Raw genomic sequence first — 23012 nt, 5'->3', positions numbered from 1 at the left:
TTAACTAGTCGGTGAAATGCAGAACTTAATCATTGCTACGTTGGTACGACCGGGCTAAAACAATTGGGTTGAATCGGCCGGATTGAAACAGCTGGGTCGGAACAACTCGGTCCAAACAACTGCGAAATACAGCGTTATCGAAAGGAGTTATTAGCTTACCAAAAGGCAACTCTCGCACACTATAACAGCCAACATAGAATACGGCAGTGATTAAGCGGCCAATGATAAGCGGGTTATTGGGAATATCGCAAGCCCGGCAAGCGCTGCCGTTGCTTACAATTAATGGTCGAAGAAGCCTGCGCTGCCAATTCTAATGCAACAGGCGCGGTTCCGGGTCTTCATCGTCGTCAAGAAACAACTCATCAAACATCAATCCGTCCGGCTCTTTGCCTTGGCTCCACAACACCATCAACACGATTACTTTAAGCTTATCGAGTGATATTAGCGATTCCCCTGCGGCTAAAGCACGTTCGATGACGATTTCGCGCTGTACCGGATTGAGCATCTTAGCTGACTCAAGGAACTGAACGAAGCCTATTGCTTCTGTGCCAAGTGCGTCCATTTCTTGCGGCGCGTATATCCGCATGCCAAATGAAAATGCAGTTTGCTGAGGATAGCGGTCAGCGTAAGAGTGATTACTTACAGCCAGATCAGTCAGCCAGCCAAGCGCTTTGGTAATTTCATCATCTTCAAAACCAATTGCCGTCAGTTTCCTGACCAAGGCCTCAGGTTCCGGGCAGGCATCGGGACGGTAATATGTTTCATATAGGTAAACTAGGACTTCAAACATGGTTCTACTGTATCGCTAAGATTGGACTAAAACAAGTTGCTAAAACTATTTGCAAAAACAGCAATCAGCGAGGAGAGGTTGGGCCGCGTGGATTGCCAGGATACAACCCAATTGGGGCATTTTTGCGAAAATCCTAGACAATTATCGCAAAATTGCGGTCTTTACAATCGATTAAACGCCCAAATAAGGTGATTTACCCATAATTTATAGATACCTTTATACCAGTATCGCAGGATTTAACGCATTCTGCCGAAAGTGTCATTCTGACATGTGTAACTGGCGGTAAAAAAATTCGCTGAAATCTGAGCTTGAATCTACGCCAAAATTCACGCGAGACCCAAGCGGATTGATATCAAGATGCGCGACCAGCAGTAAAATTGTTTCTATTGGCCGATGCGCCGATAAACACCGCCTGGAAGCAACTCTACTAAACCCTCTAGCTCAAGCGTCAATAGCTGCGCACTTAATAGTGCGATATCGATACCACTGCGCGCTGCCAACATGTCGATGCTCGCCGGATCAAAGCCGAGAGCGGCTAGCAAAGGATCATCAACATAGCGCGTATGCTCACTATCGTCTGATGGCGTAGAAAACAATAATGGCTGCGCTAGTAATTCACCTTGCTTTGAGACCGCAGAAGCTGGACGCGCCGGCGATACAAAGGATGCCATTTCCTCCAGGATATCCTGCGCTGACTCAACGAGCTTGGCTCCTTGCTTAATCAACTGATGACAACCTTTAGAAAGCGGCGAATGAATTGACCCGGGAATCGCAAAAACGTCTCTGCCCTGCTCCGCCGCCATTCGGGCGGTGATCAACGAACCGGACTGGGCGGCGGCTTCTACCACCAGAACTCCGGCAGACAGCCCTGAAATAATCCGGTTCCGACGCGGAAAGTTAGCCGCAATACCCGACATGCCAAGCGGGTACTCACTAACAATACAGCCAAATTGTGCAATCTCATGGGCCAGACTGCGATTGCGTGACGGATAAACGATATCCGCGCCGGTCCCGATCACCGCGACTGTGCTCCCCGCGTCAAAGGTTTGGCGCGTGTTGCGCAACGCACCGACATGCGCAGCACTGTCGATGCCTAGCGCCAGACCCGAAATAATCGTCAGTCCGCGCTGGCTCAGGGTCTCAGAGAATCGCTCGGCATTAGTGGTGCCTTGCACGGTTGCATTGCGACTACCAACTACTGCCAGTGAAGGTCGCGCCAGCAATTCAACCCGACCTTTCACGTATAGAACTAATGGCGGATCAGAAATATTAAGCAACGTCGCGGGATAGTCGTTATCGGCCAGCGTCAGAATCCGGTTGCCCTTCTGCTGCGCCCATTCCAAAGCACAATCAATCCGTTGTTTAGTCAAATCCGATAACGGTGCCAACAGCGCCAGCGCAATTTTGTGCGAGACAACGTTTTGGAGAGCGGTTAGCGAGCTGGAAAAAATATTGGCTGGCAGGCCGAAGGCAGCCATCAGACGGCGTGCGGTGGAAGATCCGACACCCTCCGTCTGCTCTAACCTAAGCCAGTCTGCAAGATCGCTCGCCAACATCGGTTGAAACACCGATTGAGCAACCCCTGGCCGGCCGGGTGGTTGGGAGAATGTATTTGCCGCTGTGAATGGCGTTTCAATGACAGCGGCATCGTTACTAATATTGAGGATATTTTCTGTTTGCAACACTTAGCCCGTCTACTCTGGTGATCTGGCAATATCGCCGACCTCCACTGTATCGCGAACTTGCATGATCAATCCGTAAGAAATATGCCTAAATATTCTGAAGATAAATAACGTGCCGTATTGCTCATCGGGAAGTTTCACAGCTTTTTTTCCATCTAAAGGATCGGCGATGGTTTTACCAAATCGGTATAACTGCAACACATTGCCAACCTCCATGTTGTCTTCTGCACCCTTATTGATGGTGACAATCTGGTTCTGACCTGCATTGGCAACCCCACCGTAAATCGAGACAATGCGCGCATTGACGTCAGCCAAAGGTGGGTGCGGTACGTAGTTCAAAATGGCGGTAATCGGCACTGCCACCAAACGATCTCCGACGCTCATCTCTTCCTTCGACTCAACGATGCGGAAGGTATCCGCTTCATTTTCTGCTTTGCCTGCACGCTCCAGTTTCAACGTGCCTAAATATACTGCCTCATAGGCGATGACCTTGCCAGTGACCGGATCTTTCAAGGGTTTGCCGGGACGGAAAGCCTGGAATGAGGTACCGCCCTTAAGATCGCCACGCACGTAAGCGAGATCATTACGGCCCAAATTTACATGACCTTCCTGTACGGCAACAATATGCGGAGCGTTATTTAATCCGTCCTCTTCAATGATCAACGGCTGCGAAAGAAACGGCGCGATTTCCTCCGCCGGAATCGCAGAGATCGCTTCGCTTCCCAGACCTTCTACCCGAATTTGTGGCGACAACTTAATCGTGCCAGACGTGCCGCCAGTTGGCGTGCCGAGTCGCAGTCGACCCGCCGCGCGGTCAAAATAAACGATCTGTCCAGGATAAATCCAATGAGGATTTCGAATTTGCTCTCGGTTCATTCCCCACACTTGCGGCCAGCACCACGCATTCTGCAAAAAATGCCCCGAAATTCCCCACAGCGTATCGCCACGCACGACGACATGCTGATCTGGTGCATTGGGCAAAAACGCACAGCGCGCCTTTGCCGTCGTTTGCGCTTGGGAGATTGGCAAAATACCAATGCCAGCTACAAAAGCGAGAAGGAGTGCAGCTGTGCTAAACTTTTTCATGTTGTTTCCGGTAAATGTGGCGTTAAGTTAGCGCATCCTTAGTGCATCAATACGCACCTTTCCAACCACCTTTTCCCCCACCCTTAATGGTCAACGCAGCTGCTACGTAGAGCCAGCGAATTGGTCGGCCAGGTGAGTAAGGTGATTTGCGGACTATCAATGCGTTAAACTGGAATTGACTAACAAAATGCAATTGCGTGGTTTGCCGCGTAAAATACCGCTGTACACACCCACAATAGTTGTAAAAATGTTTGCCAAAGCGCATCAAATTTTGCCTACAAACGCTGAAACTAGCAAGTGATAAACCATTTTCGAATCGCCTTATTGTCGTCCAGAACCGTATGTCTCTATTAAATATCTTGCGTTACCCCGATGCCCGCCTGCAAAAAATTGCTCGGCCGATCACCGTTTTTGACGCCCGTCTTAAGCGCTTAATTGCCGACATGGCCGAGACAATGTACGAGGCTCCCGGCGTTGGTTTGGCGGCGTCCCAAGTCGATGTCCATGAGCAACTGTTGGTGATTGATACCTCCGACACGGGTAAAGAACTGCGCGTTTTTATTAACCCGGAAATTCTCTGGGCCAGCGAAGAAAAGCAAATCTACGACGAGGGATGCCTCTCAGTGCCGGGAATATACGACGGCGTCGAACGTCCAGCGCGCATCAAAGTGCGCGCATTGGATGCTGATGGAAAACCATTTGAAGTTGACGCTGAAGGTCTGCTTGCGGTCTGTATTCAACATGAAATGGACCATCTTAAAGGGAAGATGTTTGTCGAATATCTGTCGCCGTTAAAGCGCAACCGCATCAAAGCAAAGATGCTTAAAGAAGAACGAGAACTGAAGCGGGAAAAGCAATATCGCTAACAAGAAAGTATGGGGGAATACTTAAGCGATAATTGTTAAGCGTTAAGCCTCCGCTTTAAGCCCCTATAAATTGCCTGCATTTAGCACTCATGCAGGCAATTTTTTTAGCTAAAACAATGCTAAAAAAGATAAACTCACTATCAGCCGTTTCTGGCGACCATACCATCAAGACCGATTCGGTCGCCTGCAACGCACCTCACCACTTGCGGGGCCAATGCATCCGTGTCAAACCTTCCGTGTTAAATATTCCTTATCATTCCAATTTGATCAAGCTGCTGTCATCTATGGTGTGTGATGCATCACCATTGCATGATGACTATCTTGTCGCTTTTGCTAAAAACAAATAGTGAATAGCATTCATAAGCAGCAAAACAAACTCATCCGTAATAAAATCTTGGTATGAAAATAATCTTTGCCGGAACTCCTGAATTCGCCGCCGTTGCCTTAAAAGCCCTTCACGACGCAGGGCATGAGATCACGCTCGTACTCACACAGCCTGATCGCCCTGCTGGCCGCGGTATGCAATTGCATGCCTCCGCAGTGAAGGCGTTTGCGCTCGCGCATGATATACCCGTCGCACAGCCGGTCTCGTTGCGATTGGATGGAAAATATCCCGACATCGCACAAGACGCGCACACGTTATTAAAGGCCACACCGCATGACGTGATGGTAGTCGCCGCTTATGGCCTCATTTTGCCTCTCAGCGTTCTAACGATACCGCCCCATGGATGTATTAACATTCATGGTTCACTCTTGCCGCGCTGGCGCGGTGCGGCTCCGATACATCGGGCCATTGAATCCGGTGACACAGAAACCGGCGTGACCATCATGCAAATGGAGCAAGGTCTGGATACCGGTCCGATGATGTTGATTGAACACGTGCCGATTGGCGATCGCGACACCACCGGTAGTCTGCACGATAAGTTGGCGGTGCTCGGTGCCAGAATGATTGTGGAGGCAATTGGCAAGCTGGAGAAAAATGAACTACCGGCGACACCGCAACCGGACGTTGGCGTGACCTACGCGGCAAAGATTACCAAAGAAGAGGCGGCTGTAGACTTCAATTTGCCAGCAGATAGTTTGGATAGAAAAATTCGTGCGTTTAATCCCTTCCCCGGGGCGTTTGCCACTTTCGGAGGCGTGACATTAAAAATATGGGATGCCGAAGTCGTTCTCGACAGCAACCTAAACAATCAGTATAGCGCAGGGCAAGTAATCAGCGCCGATCCGCAAAATGGTGTCATCGTTGCTTGTGGTGCGAATGCATTGCGGCTCACCGTACTGCAAAAACCTGGCGGAAAACGCTTGCCGGCGAACGACTTTATACGCGCATTTCCAATGGCTGATGGGGCGTTTGATTAACCGGAAGGTACATACCCGGCAATTCCGTCGATCAGATCGCCCGCTGCCCCGACTTCCACACTTGCAAAATCACGGGAATATCATCGACCACGCGAACCCGCAAAAAGTCTGCACGCAAACCGGGCGCAATCTCGCCGCGATCATCGAAGCCAATCATACGGGCCGGATTGCGCGAGACGGTGTTGATCGACTTTGGCAAACTGAACCCTTCTTTTTGTAGCAGAAATGCTGCATGCAACAAGCTCGCTGGCACGTAATCCGACGACAATACATCGAGTAAATCAGCGCGCGCCAATTCGGCCGCCGAGATGTTCCCTGAATGCGAACCGCCTCGTACCACATTCGGCGCGCCCATGATGGTACCCAAACCGTTTTGCCGTGCAGTTTGCGCAGCAATCAGGGACGTAGGAAATTCACAAATCTTGATGCCTTCAGCAACGCCTTCAGTCACGTGCGCAACGGTAGTGTCGTCGTGCGTCGCCATCGGCTTGCCGATCGCATTACAACTCTCGACGATACGGCGACGATTATCGTCTGCATAGCGCACCTGGCGCTCAAGCATGTTCTCCAGCATTGAATCTACTTTTTCGTTGCTCCATCCCCGTTTTCCGGTGGTATAGATACGGTAGTGACTGAGGTCGGTCCACTGCCGCTGTCCGGGCGTGTGATCCATTAGAGACACGAGCTTTAAAGACGGATCGTTCAAGAACGGCAAAAACATTGTAAGCAGATTTTCTTCTGCCAGTTCAAGCCGCAAATGCAAAAAGTGCTCTACCCGCAAAAGACCTTTTTCGCGTGCACGCTGAATATTTAAAACACACATTGCGAGCATCGTGCTACGCACGCTTTCCGGATCGATATCACCAACGCCCAATGCGTCTAGTACGGTCGTGATACCAGCGGCCGCAATTTGTGCATCATGCGCCAGAATGGCTGGCAGGATTGGCCAGTTCACTTTTGGACGCGGCATCAAATGTTTTTCGAGATTATCGGTATGCAGTTCGACCATTCCAGGGATCAGATAATCACTCTCCCAATCCTCGCCCACCTGAGAGTTGCCAATGGCAACGTTGGCGATGGTGTCTGCGGCAACCGAAAGGTTACCGATAAAATGTTCTTGCGCCGTAACGATGCGCGCATTTTTTATGGCGGAGAGTATGGTCATAGTGATCGTAAGCCAACAAAGCTAAGGAAGTGCTGATTAAGCTACTGGGGGATCCAATTTCAGGTCTATGATGCTTTTCGTACATGCGTACGATTGCTTCCAGCCTAAAACCTGAACCGCTCGTAACGCTTGCTCAGAACTTACTCTACTTAATCAGAGATTTCCTAAAATAATAACGTTATAAGAACCGACAAATATTTGCGCATACAACGCACTGGCAACTGGCTATTGGGAGCGTCGCTGATGAATTTTAAATGTATCTCAGGTTTTGTATCAGGCTTTGCATCAGATTTTGTGTCAGACTCTACCTGAGACCCTATTCATCATGTTAAGTTGCCAATTCGACTGATTGGATCGCCGCCAGCGGAAATAGACGCGTCGCCAATGCACGACGCACATACTCATCGTGGAAAATCCCCACCACTGCAGTCCCACGATCACACGCTTCTTGAATCATGGCGATCACCGTATCACGATTCCCTTCATCGAGCGATGCCGTCGGTTCGTCCAGCAACAATATCGGAAAGTCACTAATCAGGGTACGCGCAATATTTACGCGTTGCTGTTCACCACCTGAAAATGTCGCCGGCGGCACTTGCCATAACCGCGCCGGAATCTTCAGACGTGACAGCCAGGCCTTCGCCTGATCCTTAGCCTCATCAACCTCGACACCCTTAACGATCAACGGCTCGGCAACCAAATCGAGCGTGCTGATACGCGGGATGACGCGTAAGAACTGGGTGACAAAGCCTAACGTAGTTTTGCGTACGGCGTGAATCTGTTGCGGCGACGCTGTGGCTAAATCAACCCAATCAGCGTCCGCGCCGTCTTCCAGCGTGTGCCGAATTTTGACACTTCCGCTGCTAGCGCGATAGTTCGCATACAGGCAGCGCAACAATGTACTTTTTCCTGCACCCGACGGCGCATGAATCACCACACACTCACCGGCATCGACATCCATATCCACATCGGAAAAAATCGGCATGTGCAAACCGCCTTGCAGATGCAATACAAACGCTTTTGAAAGCTGCCTTGCTTCGATACGTCTTAAAGAATGCATACTATTTTCGTCCATCATATTTTTTGAGTCCGCAATTGTTTAAGCCTGCAACCGTCTAAGCTTGCAATACGGATGAGACCAGCAACTGCGTGTAAGGATGCTGTGGATCGTCGAGGACCTGATCAGTCAAACCTTGTTCCACAACGCGTCCCTGACGCATCACCATCAATCGATGCGCTAGCAATCTGGCAACTGCCAGATCGTGCGTGACAATCACCGCAGCGACATGTAATTGCGACACCAGTTGGCGCAACAGATCCAACAGTCGCGCCTGCACCGAAACATCCAGACTAGCCGTCGGCTCGTCCATAAAAATCAACCGCGGTTTGGTCACCAGATTGCGGGCAATTTGCAATCGTTGCTGCATGCCACCGGAGAAATGACGGGGCAAATCATCGATCCGATTGGCATCGATTTCAACCCGATCCAGCCAATGCAATGCCTCTTGCCGAATATCGCCGTAATGCCGTGAACCAATTGCCATCAGACGCTCGCCGACATTCGCGCCCGCAGATACATTGGCACGCAAGCCATCCCGCGCGCTTTGATGCACGAAACCCCAATCGGTGCGCGACAACAACCGACGACGTGCTTCGCTAATTTGATACAGATCGACGACGCCCTCGTGGCGTGTCGAAAACAATACACGTCCTTCACTCGGCGCCAGATGACCAGCCAAACAATTTAGCAGCGTGCTTTTTCCAGAGCCAGATTCACCCACAATACCCAGCACTTCGCCAGGATACAGCTGCAAATCAATGTTATCGCATGCAGAGAAAGCACCGAAACGGTGCGTCAAATTCTTGGCTTCTAAAAGCGGCGATGAAAGAGTTTGGCTATTCATGATTGACACTCTATCGCTGATGGATGCGGCGTGGGCGACGGCCTATTTTCTTCCGCTAACACACGCTGTTGGCAATAATCGGTATCGCTGCAAACGTACATCCGTGCGCCGTGATCGTCGACGATAATCTCGTCGAGAAAACTATCTTCAGCGGCGCATAAACTGCAGCATTGATCCCAGCTTTCAATTTCAAACGGATAGTCTTCAAAGTCTAGACTTTTGACAGAGGTGTAAGGAGGAACAGCGTAAATACGCTTTTCACGGCCCGCACCGAATAATTGCAAAGCGGGACTCTGATGCAATTTTGGATTGTCAAATTTGGGTATCGGCGAGGGCCGCATCATGTAGCGATTATTCACCACTACCGGATAATCATAAGCCGTCGCAATTTTACCCATACGCGCAATATCTTCGTACAACTCCACGCTCATCAGGCCGTAATCAGCCATCGCGTGTAATTTACGCGTCTGTTGTTCACTTGGTTCCAGCCAACGTAACGGCTCGGGAATCGGCACCTGATAGACCATGATCTGGCCGGGCGATAACGGTGTTTCCGGTATCCGATGCCGCGTTTGAATCAACGTTGCTTCGGTCGTGCGTTCCGTCGTGGCGACGCCGGTCGTGCGACGAAAAAAGCGGCGGATATTGACCGCATTGGTGGTATCGTCGGAACCCTGATCAATCACCTTTAACACATCACTTTGCCCGATCACCGCAGCGGTGACTTGAATACCGCCCGTTCCCCAACCATATGGCAGCGGCATTTCACGTCCACCGAACGGCACCTGATAACCAGGAATAGCGACCGCCTTTAAAATGGCGCGGCGAATCATGCGCTTGGTTTGCTCATCCAGATAGGCAAAGTTGTAACCCGCCTCCGGCTGGATTGAAGCCTGGGATTGCGTTGGCTGATTAATAATAGATTCCATCATGCTGCTTTCTGCACATCAAAACTTGATGCTTCCGTATCGGACAAGTCGTCTTCAACTTCCGAGAGACTCGCGCTGTGATTGGGCATCGTTGCTGCATCGGCTGCATCAGCGCTCTGCCGGCGTAACGCACGAATCAAATTAAGCTCGGCCTGAAAGTCAACATAGTGCGGTAATTTCAAATGTTGCAAAAATCCCGAGGCTTCAACATTGTCCGAGTGGTAGAGCACAAATTCAGCCATTTGCGCCGGTGAGTTGGCCTCTTCGCCCAGTTCCTGACAGCGTAAAGTCCTGTCCATCAATCCCATTGCAATCACCTTACGCTCGTTGTAGCCGAACGTTAATCCATAACCTCGTGTGAATCGTGCTGCCTCGGTGTGTGAACCGGCAAACTGATTCACCATCTGGCATTCAGTGATTTCAATGTCGCCGATATCGATCGCAAAACCAAGCTCTTCCGGGATCACTTCCACGTTCACTTTTCCATGACGTATTTCTCCGGCGAACGGATGGCTGTTGGCATAGCCACGTTGCGTAGAGTAAGCCATTGACAGGACGAACCCTTCGTCCGCACGCGCCAGATTTTGCAGCCTGATATCGCGCTGCGCCGGAAACGCTAATGGGTCTCGCGTTAAATCTCCGGGTGCTGGGTCGCCTTCAGGAATATGTTCTTGCTCAATCAAACCTTCGGCATTTAAAAAGTCCAGTACACGCGGCATGGTAGCCGTGTTCTCTGGGTTGCCATCGCAGATGCTATTTGATGGCGGCAATGTCTCGACTACAACCTGCAAAGTCGATTCAGCAGCCAGTGAAAAGTCTAACAAGCGCTGAGTGTAGTCGTAGGTCGCGCCTAATATCTGGCCACCTGGAACATCTTTAAATGTCCCTGAAATACGTCGTTCAATCACCATCTTTGCGGTATCCAGCGGAACCGTGGATAGTAGTCGCGGCAAGGTCGTGCGATAGGCACGTAACAGAAAAATGGCTTCCATCAAATCGCCACTAGCCTGTTTGATCGCCAGTGCCGCCAGATCACGGTCATACAACGATCCTTCGGTCATTACACGTGCGACGGCCAGCGGCATTTGCTCACGTATTTGTGCAACCGTGAGCTCCGGCAGCGCAGGATCTCCACGGCGAGTGCGGGCTAACGCCAGATAGGATTCTTCGATGGCTTTTTCGCCACCTTTGACTGCAACATACATAATTAATACTCCATCAACCTGCGTGATTTATGGGGCCGATCACGGCTTCCAGTTGGCAATATTGGTCGTGCGCGGAAGACCCATCATCTGAGAACCATGACAAAATATGAGATCAATACCAAGGGGAAACTGATCAATATTTTTTTGCCATATTGCATCAAAATTTTCAGGCAGACCGGCAACGTTGATAACGCGTTGATGTGCGATTCCGGGCCCAAACAAAGACCGTTGCGGGCCATCAATCAAACTGGGTACCTGAACAAATAGCGTGGTCGAACGATCTGGATACTCCATGGTGCCGATTGCGAATTTTTCCAACGCGTTTACACCGGCCAATTGGAGAGGATCAGTCATAACGGCAAAGGTCGCCAACTTTCCATCTTCCACCAACCGGCAACCACAATGAAAACGCAAATAAGCGTTAAGCGCGGCGCTGTTGGCACCAACGTCTAGCCACATCGCAGTGTCAACGTCTGCAAGTGCCAGACAAAGCGCGGTGGTCGAAAGAAATAGCGGTGCAGGAAATGGAATATCGGCCACAACGGTTTGTATCGAACCTGGCTCAGACAACGCTTTAAGGACTGCCCGAAAGGTGGATTGTGCATCGTGCACAGGATCGTTCCACGCCGGTAATAGTGTGGCTTCAAAAACTGCACTCATTCATTCTCTCCACGGACCATCGTCATAAAATCGACTTTCGTAACAGCGGCACGGGATTCGGTTAAAGCACGTTGTGCGGCCAGCGCCTGCCGGATTGGGGACAAGACCATTTGCTCAACTTGGCCGGCAGCATCGCCTTGCATCAGGGCGTCAAATAGCGCCGCCCATTCAGCATGTTGCGCGTCGCGTCCCGCAACGTAAGAAACGCCCATCTGACCAGAAGACAAGCGTAATGCGCAACGCGTAAGAGACATTTCACCCAAATTGAATTGCTGGCCGGTCCCTCCCGTGCGTGCGCGCACCATTGCTAATCCAATCTCCGGACGGCGCAACCAGATATAGGAAGGAAGCAAGCCGTGTTGTCGCGTATATTGACTTACCGCTTCAATTAAAACAGGGCCTGGCGCTTTAGCCAATAACGACATCCAGGACGCACGGGCTGAGTGCGCTGAAGTAATTGTTTGAGATTCCATCCAGACATTGGAACATCGTAATGTTAAAGCTTGATGACATTGCACCGCGGAATATATATTAATTGATGACGGATATAGTTGTGTCATCCTGTCAAAACGCGGTAACAATTGAAGCCTAAACTATCAGGATAGGCGATGTATATTTTCTGCATGGCATAATATTCTTTCGTTCGGTACAGTTTTGTATTGACCTGTGAACCTGCTTACTTTCGCGTATCTGACGCGCTAATTTCTATGACAAACACCGGACGCATTGCTGCAAGCATTGATAGTGACATTGTCGATGGCAGCTTTCCTGCCAGATACGCTCTCTATTTCGCACCTGTCCACAACGTCAGTTGGTGGACTGCAGGCAGCCATTGGTTGGGCCGTGATGCCGCAACCGACATATCTTGCACGCAACCGAGCATCGACAATGTATCAACGGCCGCATTACATCAAATGACGACGGATGCGCGTCGTTATGGATTCCATGCGACTTTAAAAGCGCCATTTCGGTTAGCAAAAGGCTTTTCGGAAGAGCATCTTGTGAGCATGGCGCAGTCCTTTTCTGATACGCAAATTTCGTTTGAGGTCAAAGACGTCGGCGTGCATTTTCTTGGCGCTTTTCTGGCATTGCAAACGCCAGATCCCGCTAGCAAGGAATTAATTAGCGCCCTCGCTATGCGCTGCGTGCGCTACTTCGATCTGCTCAGAGCGAAACCGACTGCGGCAGAATTATCCAAGCGTAGGAAAGTTGCATTAAGTGCGCGCCAGGAAGCCTTGCTCGCACGATGGGGATATCAATATACGGAAGAGGAATATCGATTTCACATGACGCTGACCGATGCCTTAGCATCGCAAAATAGCGAGACTGTAGCGGTAATCCGCGACGCCGCAGAGAGCTGTTTTTCCACTCACACCAATGCGCTAACGACGCCATTGATGATCGATGGTTTGACTATTTTCAAGGAGTCTTCACCCGGTGCGGCGATGACGGTTTGGAAGCATTTTCTTTTTTTGAAATCTGCGCCTTCTCATCATACAAATTCACTTGATTTACCAGCGGAGGGCCGCTTATTTTTTGTTGTTGGTCCCTCGGGAGTCGGCAAAGACGCACTGCTGCAATGGGTCCAGACGCAAATGCCGGACGATACCAGATCGATTTTCGCCAGACGCAGTATCACGCGTCCTGCCCACGTTAGCGAAGCACATGAAACGATGACCGCGGACGAATTTTTGCAAGCGGAAAAAGAAGACTGCTTCAGCATGACCTGGCAAGCTAACGACACATACTATGGAATCCGCAGAGGTATTGAAGCAGACTTGAAAACGGGGCGAGACGTGATCGTCAATGGATCGCGTGAATACATCACCCAATTACGAGGATTATTCCCACAGGCGAAAGTTATCTGGATTATTGCCGATCCTGAACTCATCAGAAAACGTATTGAAAATAGACAGCGTGAATCCGGATCGGCATTAGCGTGCCGTTTGTTACGGAGTGCGGCATTCACTGCTAAAGAAGACGACGATGTCACGTATATCGACAACAGCGGACCGATCGAAATTGCGGGACGCCAACTAGCGGATATTTTTTCTAGTGCACGCTAATTTGCTGCCAGGATGACGTTCGTCCGAACGTCATCAATCAATCTAACCGTCACTACTTTTCAGAGGAAGTCATGATAGATGGCGCGCAGGCTGTGAGTTGCTGATGTCCGTCCCATTGCGCACCGGCGGCGACGGTTAGTGGCTTTTCTATGGCGGCCGATTCGATACAAACAAAATGTTTATATGCATCATCCTGAAGATCGGGAATACTTTTACTCACTTCGATCCATGGATTCCACACCACAGCATCTGCAAAGCCGTTTTGCTGCATCGTCACCATCGCATTATTGGTGACCAACGTCACTGGCGCGCCAGCCTCGAAGAAAATACTATCCACTTCTGAATTAATACGCAAAATGCCATCGGCATCGACATTCAGGGGACTATCAGGCACACTATTTTCACGCCGTAAACCACCTATGCCGTTGATCGCCACTTGCTCAACTTCTGCCGCTAAATAGGTGTGCAACGCGCATGTAAAGCTAAAAGCCTGTTGGCCCGTATTCGTCACCAATAACGCTGTATCAAGCGATGCGCCAGAAAAGGTAATATGCAAATCTAGCTTGAAATGATAGGGAAATTGCAGCCTTGATTCGGTTGAATCGGACAAAGTGAGATGCAGCAATCCATCGCCATTTTCGCCGACCTCGGATGCGACCAAGGTCCACTGTTCGGTGCGCGCAAAACCGTGCTTTTGCAGTGATCCCCGATTCCCAAACTGGGGAAATATTACTGGTATTCCACCGCGAATCGCCGTGTGTCCATCCCACTTTGTCAGTGGGCTCAAGAACAGCCGTTCGAAGCCGTCAGCAGTACGCCAGGAACAGATATGACCACCATGCAATGACACCGAAACCTCTGCGCCATCGCCGGACACAACGGTAATTAAATCAGTTGGCAAGTGATGCCCCTTTACGATTTTTGTTGCTGATCTGAACGTATGGCGCGCATCTTCCTTTAATTTCGACTAAGAATAAAAACCTCTATAACGGCAACGAAAAACTAATTCCATGTTGCTGAAAACCATAGGTTTCATAAAAGCGATGGGCATCCAAACGTTTAAGATTCGATGATAACGCGATTTTGTAGCAACCAGCGTCAGCCGCTATTTTGCAGGCATGTTCCAGCATCACGCTACCGATTCCCTCGCCGCGACATTGACGACTAATGACGACCGCATCCAGTATGGCTTGCTCACTGCCATCATGCGCAAGACTGCAAAAGATCAACAGGCTAAAGGTACCGACAGCCACACCATCAGCAAAGATCAGGAACACGCGGAAGTTGGGATAAGACGCCATCTGCGCCACGATGTCACGCGCGCCATCGATATTCAATCGCACTTGCTCTCCGGAAGGTTCGTCCATTTCGGCCAACAGTGCAACCAGTGTCGCAGCATCGTCAACCGTTGCAAGCCGTATCATGAAATTATGGGAAGAAGGCATACTAGCGCTGGAGGGTGTATTCATATTTTGCGGAAAAACGCGAGCGGAGGAAAAAAAAGGGCGAATAGTAATTTTCGCCCTCCAGAATAACAGTTTGTTGCCGCCTCGGTGTCGATTCAGAATCTTCACCTTTTCAGTCCACCAATCCGGGTAACTAAATGAACAATTTACGTAAGCGCGAAGAGGCCAGATCAATCAACGTCACAGCCACTACGATCATTAATAGAACAGCACAAGTTTGGGCATATTCAAAACTACGAATAACTTCCCACAAGATCACGCCGATACCGCCCGCGCCGACCATGCCGACGACCGTCGCGGAGCGCACGTTCGCTTCGAAACGATATAGTACGTATGAGATCCACAGCGGCATTACCTGCGGTAATACACCGAACACGATTTCTTCCAGTGCGTGCGCACCAGTGGCGCGGATGCCTTCAACTGGTTGCGGGTCAATGGCTTCAACCGCTTCTGAAAACAATTTTGATAACGTTCCGGTCGTGGCGACAAATAATGCCAGCACGCCCGCAAATGGCCCTAGTCCAACCGCGACCACAAACAACATGGCGAACACCATTTCGTTAATCGCCCGCGCCGCGTCCATCAAACGGCGCACAGGCTGCGTGACCCATGGCGGTGCAATATTCGACGATGCCAGCAAGCCACACGGAACAGCGCACACGATAGCGAGAGCGGTGCCCCATACTGCGATTTGAATGGTGACCAGCATTTCTTCCAGATAGATTCTCCAGTCATGGAAATCTGGTGGAAAAAAGCTCGCTGCATACACGCCCATATTGCCACCGTCTCGCAACAACTCCAGTGGGCGCATATCCGCACCCTTCCAGGACGCCAGTAAGATCGCCACCAGCACGCCCCAAAATAAGGTGCGTGCAATAGACTGCTTTGGCGGCACTGGCAGCGGCATGTTGGCGCTGGGTTTATGCACTTTCGTTGGCGCTAACGTCGTCATTTTTACGCTTTTGCCAATTCGGTCAATTTGCGGTTGATATCGTCCAGCTTGGCTTTCTTTTCATCAACGTTCAAACTCGTATCTGCTTCAATTTTATTTTTATCTTTAAACAACTCAAGCTGCCGTACCGGATTCAACTGTGCATCACTGGAATCGTTGAAGCCGCTGAACTGCAATTTTTCCAATTGCGCTTTTTCCTGCGCGGCATTCGGGCCTGTCTTGCCATAGTTCAGAAAGAAATCCTTGATTTTGGTTTTAGTTGCCGTCGGCAAATCTTTGCGCCATACCAAAGGATCAGCGGCAATCAGCGGAGATTTCCAGATGATGCGCACTTTGCTGGCTGTCTCTGGCTGACGGGCAGTAATACGATCCAACGTGTCGGACGCAAATACCGCAGCATCGACTTGCTTATTGGCGACAGCAAGAATATTGGACTCATGATTTGCGCTACGGATAGTCTTGAATGCCGTCTTCGAATCAAGATTATTTTTAGCAAAAATATAGTAACTCGGCACCAGGAAACCAGATGTCGAGTTTGGATCGCCGATACCAAAGTTGAGGGTCTTTGCATTTTTCAACACATCTTCGAGGCTTTTATTCGGGCTATCTTTCGATACGCCGACCATGCTGTAATAACCTGCAGAGCCATCGGGATTGACTACATGCGCAAACACCTCACCACCGGCGCGATCAACCGCTTCCATCGCTGATTTATTTCCAAACCATGCCAATTGAACTTTGCCAAATCGCATGCCTTCGATCACACCAGCGTAATCAGAAGCAAAGAAGGCATTCACTTTCATGCCAATCCTCTTACTCATTTCATCCAAAACGGGTTGCCAATCCTGCTTAAGATTTTTCGAAGACTCAGTGGAGATAATACCGAAATTGATCGTCTTTTCTGCATCTTGAGCGTGTACGACACCCGTTGCGAATACCGCAACAGCCATGGCAACAGTGGAGATAAATTTCTTAAGCATGTCAGTACCTTGAAGGAAAATTAAATATAAATGTGGGAGAATTTTTATGGCTTGATCAGGTGTCAGCGCATGCTGATTAGTATCTAATTGCTAGTCAGCATTGGCTGACTTTTGGTAGTAACCAGTCCAATGCGTATTGAAAAAATATTGCATTTTATTGTTAATTTTCAGGCCGCCGCGACCCGAACTCGTGCTGTATCAAACATAGTCGGGACATCAATCCTCGGGCGCGTTAAGGTGTTCGATCCGCCTAAAATATCTTCTGCTTCAGTACCATATAAGTCGCGCAACATTTGTTCAGTCAACGCGCTGGATGGGCCGTCATATACCACGCGACCTTTGTTTAGCGCCACTGTACGTGCACAAAAGCGTAGTGCAACATCGACTTGGTGCAGGGACACAATGACGGTCGTCCCATCCTCACGATTAAGGTCCGCCAATGTTTGCATCACACGACGTGCAGATTCAGGATCAAGCGAGGCGATCGGCTCGTCCGCAAGCACAATGCGCGCCTTTTGCACGATCGTGCGAGCGATTGCAGCGCGTTGTTGCTGACCGCCTGACAAGGCCGATGCCCGCTTATACGCATGATCCGAAATACCGACCCGTGCCAACGCCGCCATCCCCAACGCTTTTTCTTCTGCTGTAAATAGTTTGAAACAACTACGCCACAATGGCATGCGTGATAAGCCGCCGGTCAGTACGTTAGTGAGGACTGGCAGACGACCGACTAAATTAAATTGCTGAAAAACAAATCCAATATTTGCGCGCACCGCACGAATGTTCCGATTTATCAATCCATTCTGCTGCACGGGTTGCCCGTCGACATGGACTTCACCACCGTCGACATCTGCGGCCATCAAACCCGACAGATGACGCAGTAAGGTTGACTTACCTGAGCCTGACGCACCGATCAGTGCCACCATTTCTCCGGACTTAAAAGACAAGCTGACCTGATTCAACGCCTTAAATCCGCCGCGGAATGTTTTCGATAAGCCGTTAATTTCAAGCATCATTTTTAATACCAATCTGTGGTGTACAAAGAGGGAACGCAGCATCAAAAGTATGCGCAGCATGAGTGGACGAAGTATCGCGAACAAATATGTCATGCGTATGAAATTTGCATGACGTTTTGATGACTTGGGACAGGTTTAGGCGATGAAAGCCGTTTCCGCAGGTGCGATGCATGCTTGCAAAGCACTGAAATTTGAGAGAAGGGAAAAAACTATCGAATCAATCCCTGACTGAATTTGGGATACTTGACTTCGAAATTAAGCAACAATGAAACGAATGAAAACTACCTCAATACGATGATCGCAACTACCGAAGCACGTTGCCGTACTAGTGCTGCCGCTTCTTCCGCGGCCGGACGACTAGCGTACGGTCCGGCATATAAGCGATAAATACCGCCAACGACTACATCATCCAGCGCGCTCACGATCCCCGGTAACTTCTCCAACAATCGTTGCCGCTCCAGTTCGGCATTGGGTTTCCAGGAGAACGCACCAAGCTGTAAATAATACCCTTGCGCGGCGGCATTGCTGTCGCCTTGGCTCTCGGTTGGCCATTTGTTGACAACCACGCTATCGATGCTTTGACTTGGTACCGTAAGTTGGGGGGGCGTTAATTCCAACGCTATGCTATCCACGGTCGGGGCCGTTACCGCCATTGCTGTAGGCGCTTCGACTGCTTCCGTCACCGTTGTACTTGCCGTTTTATTCATCGCAAGAATGTCCGCAGGCAGCAGTCGATCCACTTCAAGTTCGCCGCTACCAGTGCCCAAATAACCCAATCTCAGCGCTGCCGTGTAAGACAAATCAATAATGCGGGTAGAGTGAAAAGGTCCACGATCATTAATGCGGACAACCACTTGTTTACCGTTTTTCAGGTTTGTCACGCGTGCGTAGGAAGGAATCGGCAACGTGGGATGCGCCGCTGTCATTTTGTACATATCGTACGGCTCGCCAGAAGAGGTGCGTTGTTTGTGAAATTTCTTCCCGTACCAACTACCAATGCCGCGCTGGGTGAACGGTTTTTCATCAATTAAAGGCGTATAAGTTTTCCCAAATACGACATAAGGCTTATTTCCGGTACGAGAATACGGTTCAATCTTGGGGACGGCATCGGCGACGTTCTGCAAACCGTCCGGGATATTATCGCCGGGACCGTCATCCTTGTAGTAGCCGCCGCGACCGGAGCCAGCGGCGGGCATCACCGGCGCACCAGATGCACTGCGTGAGGATGACTTGGCTTGGGTCGTGGGGGCCGAGCGGCCGTCCGGTGCTGGCGGCGCAGTGCTACAACCCGCCACGATCAACAGCGGCACTAACGCGCTTATTATTCGGCGTAAGTCGATAAAGCGGTTGAGGTGATGGGAGATAACGTTGCGAAATATCATGACGTTTTCCTAGTCAATCGGATGAATCTGATCGGTCCCGACTTAATATCGCAGCAATTCGTGAGGCTGATAACGTATATAAAGACTAGCCCGGCAACCCAAATTATGATTTAAATGACAAGTCCACAAAGGACTAAAAAGGTAAGACTTAACGAAACTACTGGATCGATTTATGTTTTCATAAACAGTAAAACTGGATAAGCAGTGCAGTGCAGCATCGCAAAAAGATAGATATTTCAATCAACAATCGTTACGTCTGAATTAATTTGCGATGCCGTTGAATACTCATCAAAATTCCGGCGCCCAGTCCGAGTGTTACCAAGGCCGTGCCGCCGTAACTCATAAAAGGAAGTGGTACGCCAACTACGGGAAGAATACCACTGACCATCCCCATATTAACAAACGCATAGGTAAAGAAAATCATCGTGATCGAGCCCGCCAGCAAACGCGTGAACATGGTCGGCGCATTGGCTGCAATCATGAGCCCCCGTGCGATCAGCAATACATAGAGAAATAATAAAATCCCGTTTCCAATTAATCCGAACTCTTCTGAGAACACTGCAAAAATAAAATCGGTGGTCCGCTCGGGGATAAATTCGAGATGCGACTGCGTGCCTTTAAGCCAGCCTTTGCCGAAGATGCCGCCGGAACCCACAGCAATAGTTGACTGAATAATATGAAATCCTTTGCCGAGCGGATCAGAGGTCGGATCAATCAACATCATCACACGCTGGCGTTGATAGTCATGCAACACGGTCCAGACTACCGGCAAACTAGCCAGCACGGCAATCACCAAACCGACCAGTACACGCCAGCTCAAGCCTGCCAAAAAGATAACATAAAACCCAGCGGCGAGTACCAACGTCCCCGTTCCCAGATCCGGTTGGCGAATGATCAAACCGACCGGCACTACCAGCAACAGTCCGGCAACCAGATAGTCGCGCCAGGAAATCATGCCTTCGCGCTTCTGAAAATACCACGCCAGCATCAGCGGCATGGCGATTTTCATAATCTCGGAAGGTTGAATCACGACACCGAAATTTATCCAACGACGTGCGCCTTTTTTGACCATGCCGAACATCGCTACCGCAATTAATAATGCAACACCAACGGTATAAATGGGGACCGAAAATCGCATCAAGGTTTGCGGCGGTATGCTGGCCGCGATCCACATCACGACGAACGCCACCAAAATATTTCGCAATTGATCTTCCACGCGTCCTGGAAAGTCAATTCCGGCAGAATATAACGTCACGATTCCCACCGACAAAATCAAAAAAATGATCAGCGACAACGGGCCATCAAAGATCGCAACATGCGATCTAATCTGACGCCACCAGGAATTTTTTGGGGACAAATTCATTGTTCAGTTCTAATTAAACTACTGAGATCAAATAGTTACATTAAATGTAAGCATCAACATAACAAAGCAAAACTTCAGTCACATCGCCATTTAAGCTAAAGACATCTACTCTCGATTACCCTGCGTTTCAGCGCCCGGTTTATACATATCCACATCGCCAGCATCAGGCTTGCTTTCGGTGACCGGAGCCGATTCGTCTAATCCTGGCATGACGACACTCGGCTTATCTTTGTCTTCAGGCCGTTTTCCCAGCAAATAGTAATCTAATGCCTTACGTGCGATTGGCGCCGCCGCCGCCGCACCGAAACCGCCGTTTTCGACAATGACGGCGATGGCAATCGTCGGTTTATCTGCCGGCGCAAAAGCGGTGTACAACGCATGATCACGGAAGCGCTCACCGACGGCATGCTGATTGTATTTTTCGTTTTGCTTGATCGTAAATACCTGCGCGGTACCGGTTTTGCCACCTGATTCATAGCCAGCACCGGCAAAAACCCGCGCTGCTGTACCTTCGTGCGTCACACCCACCATCGCACGCTTAATAAAATCGATATTTTCCTGCTTTAACGGAATTCTAAAACTCTCTTTTGGCACCGTCACCGTGTGCTGATGCGTCACGCCATCTTCAATAATTTTTACCAGATGCGGCTTCATGACAATGCCATCGTTCACCAGCGTAGCCGTCGCATGCGCAATCTGCAGCGGTGTAAAGGTGTTGAAACCCTGACCAATTCCCAGAGAAACAGTATCCCCGCCTTGCCATTTCTGACGCGCAGCAGTTTTAAAGGCCGACCGTTTCCATGCGGTCGATGGTAGCAATCCCTTGCGCTCATGTTCGAGATCGATCCCTGTGATCTGTCCGAAACCAAACGGCTTCATAAAATCGTGAATCGCATCGACACCCAAATCGTTGGCTAGCATATAGAAATACGTATCGCAGGATTCAACAATCGCCTTATACATATCAACCACGCCATGGCCACCCACCTTATCATCGCGGAAACGATGACCTCCGAGCATGAAAAATCCCATGTCTCTGATTGTTTGCTGTGGTGTACGCTTCCCTAGTTCAAGCCCGGCCAAGGCCATAAATGGCTTGTAGGTAGAACCCGGAGGATACGCACCATTCATTGGCCGGTTGATGAGCGGATGGTCTGGAGAATTGAGTAGTTCGTTCCAGCTTTGCTGATCAATGCCATCGACAAACAGATTCAAATCGTAACTTGGTTGCGACACATAGGCAAGAATGTCGCCCGTTGCAGGGTTAATTGCCACCAGCGCACCACGATGATCACCAAAGGCTTTCTGCACGATTTTTTGCAATTCAATATCAATGGAAAGAATCAGATTTTTGCCGGGTATGGCCGACGTACGCGATAAAGTTCGCACGGCACGCCCACTCGCTGATATCTCGATTTCTTCGTAACCGGTGGTGCCGTGAAGCTGGCTTTCGTAACTCTTTTCAAGGCCTTCCTTGCCAATATAATCGGTACCTTTGTAATTAGCCGCATCGTCGCCTTCATCGATTGCTTTGGCGTCATTTTGACTGATGCGTCCGATATAGCCGATCACGTGCGCGGCGACGTCGCCGAGTGGATATTCACGGAATAAGCGCGCCTGAACATCAACGCCGGGGAAGCGATAACGTTGTACCGTAAACTTTGCCACTTCTTCGTCAGTCAATCGCGTGCGAATAGGCAAGCTGGCAAAGCTTTTTGAATCATCCATCAATTTTTTGAATCGCCGCCGATCCTTCGGCTCAATGTCGATTAACTTGGACAAATCATCAATCACATCTTCAAGTTTACCGTTGATTTTGGAGCGCGTGATTTCAAGCGTGTACGCAGAATAATTGCGCGCCAGCACGACACCGTTACGATCCAGAATCAGTCCGCGATTGGGAACGATAGGAACTAACGAAATGCGATTTTCCTCGGCTTGCGCTGCGTAAACGTCATGACGAATAATTTGCAGCCAGACAAATCGCGCCACCAAGAGGGAAAAACAAAACAACACGAATACCACCGCAGCGGTGATCCGCATCCGGAAGTTATGTAGCTCGCGTTCCGTATTCTTAAATTCTGTCATGAGGTTTGCACCGTGAGATTCTGGCGCAGAGAAGAGCGACCGGCGTCGCC

At 49.9% G+C, this 23012-nt stretch carries 21 protein-coding genes; 3 read left to right on the top strand and 18 right to left on the bottom strand.

Annotation, left to right across the window (positions count from 1 at the left end; all coding sequences use genetic code 11):
* Positions 1 to 310 precede the first annotated feature (310 nt).
* From QN379_RS08945 to QN379_RS08935, 3 genes are all read right to left on the bottom strand, one after another.
* Positions 311 to 790: a DUF494 domain-containing protein gene (locus QN379_RS08945; RefSeq protein ID WP_322234999.1), complete on the bottom strand. Its 480-nt coding sequence runs from the start codon at positions 788 to 790 to the stop codon at positions 311 to 313.
* A 383-nt stretch (positions 791 to 1173) separates the two neighbouring features.
* A complete protein-coding gene (gene dprA, locus QN379_RS08940) occupies positions 1174 to 2346 on the bottom strand; it encodes a DNA-processing protein DprA (RefSeq protein WP_323506519.1) in 1173 nt (390 codons plus the stop codon).
* Positions 2347 to 2484: 138 nt separating this feature from the next.
* Positions 2485 to 3558 (bottom strand): LysM peptidoglycan-binding domain-containing protein, encoded by a 1074-nt coding sequence (locus QN379_RS08935; RefSeq protein WP_323506496.1) that lies wholly within the window; start codon positions 3556 to 3558, stop codon positions 2485 to 2487.
* Between the two features lie 341 nt (positions 3559 to 3899).
* Between QN379_RS08935 and def the strand changes: the two genes are divergently transcribed.
* The gene (gene def, locus QN379_RS08930) at positions 3900 to 4424 is read left to right on the top strand and encodes a peptide deformylase (RefSeq protein ID WP_322234995.1); all 525 of its coding nucleotides are present in this window, start codon (positions 3900 to 3902) and stop codon (positions 4422 to 4424) included.
* Between the two features lie 399 nt (positions 4425 to 4823).
* Entirely contained in the window at positions 4824 to 5786 is a 963-nt protein-coding gene (gene fmt, locus QN379_RS08925) for a methionyl-tRNA formyltransferase (RefSeq protein WP_323506495.1), read from the top strand.
* A gap of 31 nt (positions 5787 to 5817) precedes the next feature.
* On the opposite strand, the gene QN379_RS08920 is transcribed toward fmt, so the two are convergent.
* From QN379_RS08920 to phnG, 7 genes are all read right to left on the bottom strand, one after another.
* Positions 5818 to 6951, bottom strand: a complete 1134-nt coding sequence (locus QN379_RS08920; RefSeq protein ID WP_323506494.1) for an alpha-D-ribose 1-methylphosphonate 5-triphosphate diphosphatase — start codon at positions 6949 to 6951, stop codon at positions 5818 to 5820.
* A 328-nt stretch (positions 6952 to 7279) separates the two neighbouring features.
* A complete protein-coding gene (gene phnL, locus QN379_RS08915; protein ID WP_322234987.1) occupies positions 7280 to 8011 on the bottom strand; it encodes a phosphonate C-P lyase system protein PhnL in 732 nt (243 codons plus the stop codon).
* Between the two features lie 55 nt (positions 8012 to 8066).
* Complete coding sequence (phnK, locus tag QN379_RS08910) at positions 8067 to 8855, bottom strand: phosphonate C-P lyase system protein PhnK (protein ID WP_323506493.1); 789 nt, start codon at positions 8853 to 8855, stop codon at positions 8067 to 8069.
* Positions 8852 to 9784: an alpha-D-ribose 1-methylphosphonate 5-phosphate C-P-lyase PhnJ gene (locus QN379_RS08905; protein WP_323506518.1), complete on the bottom strand. Its 933-nt coding sequence runs from the start codon at positions 9782 to 9784 to the stop codon at positions 8852 to 8854. Before QN379_RS08905 ends, phnK begins: the two co-directional genes overlap by 4 nt.
* The gene (locus QN379_RS08900; protein WP_323506492.1) at positions 9784 to 10989 is read right to left on the bottom strand and encodes a carbon-phosphorus lyase complex subunit PhnI; all 1206 of its coding nucleotides are present in this window, start codon (positions 10987 to 10989) and stop codon (positions 9784 to 9786) included. The genes QN379_RS08905 and QN379_RS08900 overlap by 1 nt, the downstream gene beginning before the upstream one ends.
* A gap of 39 nt (positions 10990 to 11028) precedes the next feature.
* Positions 11029 to 11649 carry a phosphonate C-P lyase system protein PhnH gene (gene phnH, locus QN379_RS08895; RefSeq protein WP_322234980.1) on the bottom strand — a complete coding sequence of 207 codons (621 nt, stop codon included), beginning with the start codon at positions 11647 to 11649 and terminating at the stop codon, positions 11029 to 11031.
* Positions 11646 to 12122 (bottom strand): phosphonate C-P lyase system protein PhnG, encoded by a 477-nt coding sequence (gene phnG, locus QN379_RS08890; protein ID WP_322234978.1) that lies wholly within the window; start codon positions 12120 to 12122, stop codon positions 11646 to 11648. Before phnG ends, phnH begins: the two co-directional genes overlap by 4 nt.
* A 234-nt stretch (positions 12123 to 12356) precedes the next feature.
* Here phnG and phnN point away from each other — a divergent pair, with 234 nt between their 5' ends.
* On the top strand, positions 12357 to 13715 hold the full coding sequence (gene phnN, locus QN379_RS08885) for a phosphonate metabolism protein/1,5-bisphosphokinase (PRPP-forming) PhnN (RefSeq protein ID WP_322234976.1): 1359 nt from the start codon (positions 12357 to 12359) through the stop codon (positions 13713 to 13715).
* 52 nt (positions 13716 to 13767) lie between these two features.
* Here the strand turns inward: phnN and QN379_RS08880 are convergent, their stop codons facing one another.
* From QN379_RS08880 to mrdA, 8 genes are all read right to left on the bottom strand, one after another.
* Positions 13768 to 14616, bottom strand: coding sequence for a D-hexose-6-phosphate mutarotase (locus tag QN379_RS08880; RefSeq protein ID WP_323506491.1), 849 nt, complete (start codon positions 14614 to 14616; stop codon positions 13768 to 13770).
* A gap of 82 nt (positions 14617 to 14698) precedes the next feature.
* Complete coding sequence (locus QN379_RS08875) at positions 14699 to 15160, bottom strand: GNAT family N-acetyltransferase (RefSeq protein WP_322234972.1); 462 nt, start codon at positions 15158 to 15160, stop codon at positions 14699 to 14701.
* 154 nt (positions 15161 to 15314) lie between these two features.
* Entirely contained in the window at positions 15315 to 16088 is a 774-nt protein-coding gene (phnE, locus tag QN379_RS08870; RefSeq protein ID WP_416186859.1) for a phosphonate ABC transporter, permease protein PhnE, read from the bottom strand.
* A gap of 47 nt (positions 16089 to 16135) precedes the next feature.
* Entirely contained in the window at positions 16136 to 17113 is a 978-nt protein-coding gene (gene phnD / locus QN379_RS08865) for a phosphonate ABC transporter substrate-binding protein (RefSeq protein ID WP_323506490.1), read from the bottom strand.
* Between the two features lie 167 nt (positions 17114 to 17280).
* A complete protein-coding gene (phnC, locus tag QN379_RS08860) occupies positions 17281 to 18126 on the bottom strand; it encodes a phosphonate ABC transporter ATP-binding protein (protein ID WP_416348539.1) in 846 nt (281 codons plus the stop codon).
* 284 nt (positions 18127 to 18410) lie between these two features.
* Positions 18411 to 19511, bottom strand: coding sequence for a septal ring lytic transglycosylase RlpA family protein (locus QN379_RS08855; RefSeq protein ID WP_323506488.1), 1101 nt, complete (start codon positions 19509 to 19511; stop codon positions 18411 to 18413).
* Between the two features lie 250 nt (positions 19512 to 19761).
* Positions 19762 to 20874 (bottom strand): rod shape-determining protein RodA, encoded by a 1113-nt coding sequence (gene rodA / locus QN379_RS08850; RefSeq protein ID WP_322234961.1) that lies wholly within the window; start codon positions 20872 to 20874, stop codon positions 19762 to 19764.
* Between the two features lie 105 nt (positions 20875 to 20979).
* Positions 20980 to 22962, bottom strand: coding sequence for a penicillin-binding protein 2 (mrdA, locus tag QN379_RS08845; RefSeq protein ID WP_323506487.1), 1983 nt, complete (start codon positions 22960 to 22962; stop codon positions 20980 to 20982).
* Positions 22963 to 23012 lie beyond the last annotated feature (50 nt).

Origin of the sequence: Glaciimonas sp. Gout2, from assembly GCF_035018905.1 — a bacterium.
Lineage (GTDB): Bacteria > Pseudomonadota > Gammaproteobacteria > Burkholderiales > Burkholderiaceae_D > Glaciimonas.
The sequence above is the reverse complement of the archived record's forward strand: the minus strand, read 5'-3'. Positions and strand labels throughout refer to the sequence as shown.

Bases quoted from the DNA above. Each gene is read 5' to 3' on its own strand.
- QN379_RS08945 (WP_322234999.1), bottom strand. From the start codon at position 790: ATGTTTGAAGTCCTAGTTTACCTATATGAAACATATTACCGTCCCGAT.
- dprA (WP_323506519.1), bottom strand. From the start codon at position 2,346: ATGTTGGCGAGCGATCTTGCAGACTGGCTTAGGTTAGAGCAGACGGAG.
- QN379_RS08935 (WP_323506496.1), bottom strand. From the start codon at position 3,558: ATGAAAAAGTTTAGCACAGCTGCACTCCTTCTCGCTTTTGTAGCTGGC.
- def (WP_322234995.1), top strand. From the start codon at position 3,900: ATGTCTCTATTAAATATCTTGCGTTACCCCGATGCCCGCCTGCAAAAA.
- fmt (WP_323506495.1), top strand. From the start codon at position 4,824: ATGAAAATAATCTTTGCCGGAACTCCTGAATTCGCCGCCGTTGCCTTA.
- QN379_RS08920 (WP_323506494.1), bottom strand. From the start codon at position 6,951: ATGACCATACTCTCCGCCATAAAAAATGCGCGCATCGTTACGGCGCAA.
- phnL (WP_322234987.1), bottom strand. From the start codon at position 8,011: ATGCATTCTTTAAGACGTATCGAAGCAAGGCAGCTTTCAAAAGCGTTT.
- phnK (WP_323506493.1), bottom strand. From the start codon at position 8,855: ATGAATAGCCAAACTCTTTCATCGCCGCTTTTAGAAGCCAAGAATTTG.
- QN379_RS08905 (WP_323506518.1), bottom strand. From the start codon at position 9,784: ATGGAATCTATTATTAATCAGCCAACGCAATCCCAGGCTTCAATCCAG.
- QN379_RS08900 (WP_323506492.1), bottom strand. From the start codon at position 10,989: ATGTATGTTGCAGTCAAAGGTGGCGAAAAAGCCATCGAAGAATCCTAT.
- phnH (WP_322234980.1), bottom strand. From the start codon at position 11,649: ATGAGTGCAGTTTTTGAAGCCACACTATTACCGGCGTGGAACGATCCT.
- phnG (WP_322234978.1), bottom strand. From the start codon at position 12,122: ATGGAATCTCAAACAATTACTTCAGCGCACTCAGCCCGTGCGTCCTGG.
- phnN (WP_322234976.1), top strand. From the start codon at position 12,357: ATGACAAACACCGGACGCATTGCTGCAAGCATTGATAGTGACATTGTC.
- QN379_RS08875 (WP_322234972.1), bottom strand. From the start codon at position 15,160: ATGCCTTCTTCCCATAATTTCATGATACGGCTTGCAACGGTTGACGAT.
- phnE (WP_416186859.1), bottom strand. From the start codon at position 16,088: ATGCCGCTGCCAGTGCCGCCAAAGCAGTCTATTGCACGCACCTTATTT.
- phnD (WP_323506490.1), bottom strand. From the start codon at position 17,113: ATGCTTAAGAAATTTATCTCCACTGTTGCCATGGCTGTTGCGGTATTC.
- phnC (WP_416348539.1), bottom strand. From the start codon at position 18,126: ATGCTTGAAATTAACGGCTTATCGAAAACATTCCGCGGCGGATTTAAG.
- QN379_RS08855 (WP_323506488.1), bottom strand. From the start codon at position 19,511: ATGATATTTCGCAACGTTATCTCCCATCACCTCAACCGCTTTATCGAC.
- rodA (WP_322234961.1), bottom strand. From the start codon at position 20,874: ATGAATTTGTCCCCAAAAAATTCCTGGTGGCGTCAGATTAGATCGCAT.
- mrdA (WP_323506487.1), bottom strand. From the start codon at position 22,962: ATGACAGAATTTAAGAATACGGAACGCGAGCTACATAACTTCCGGATG.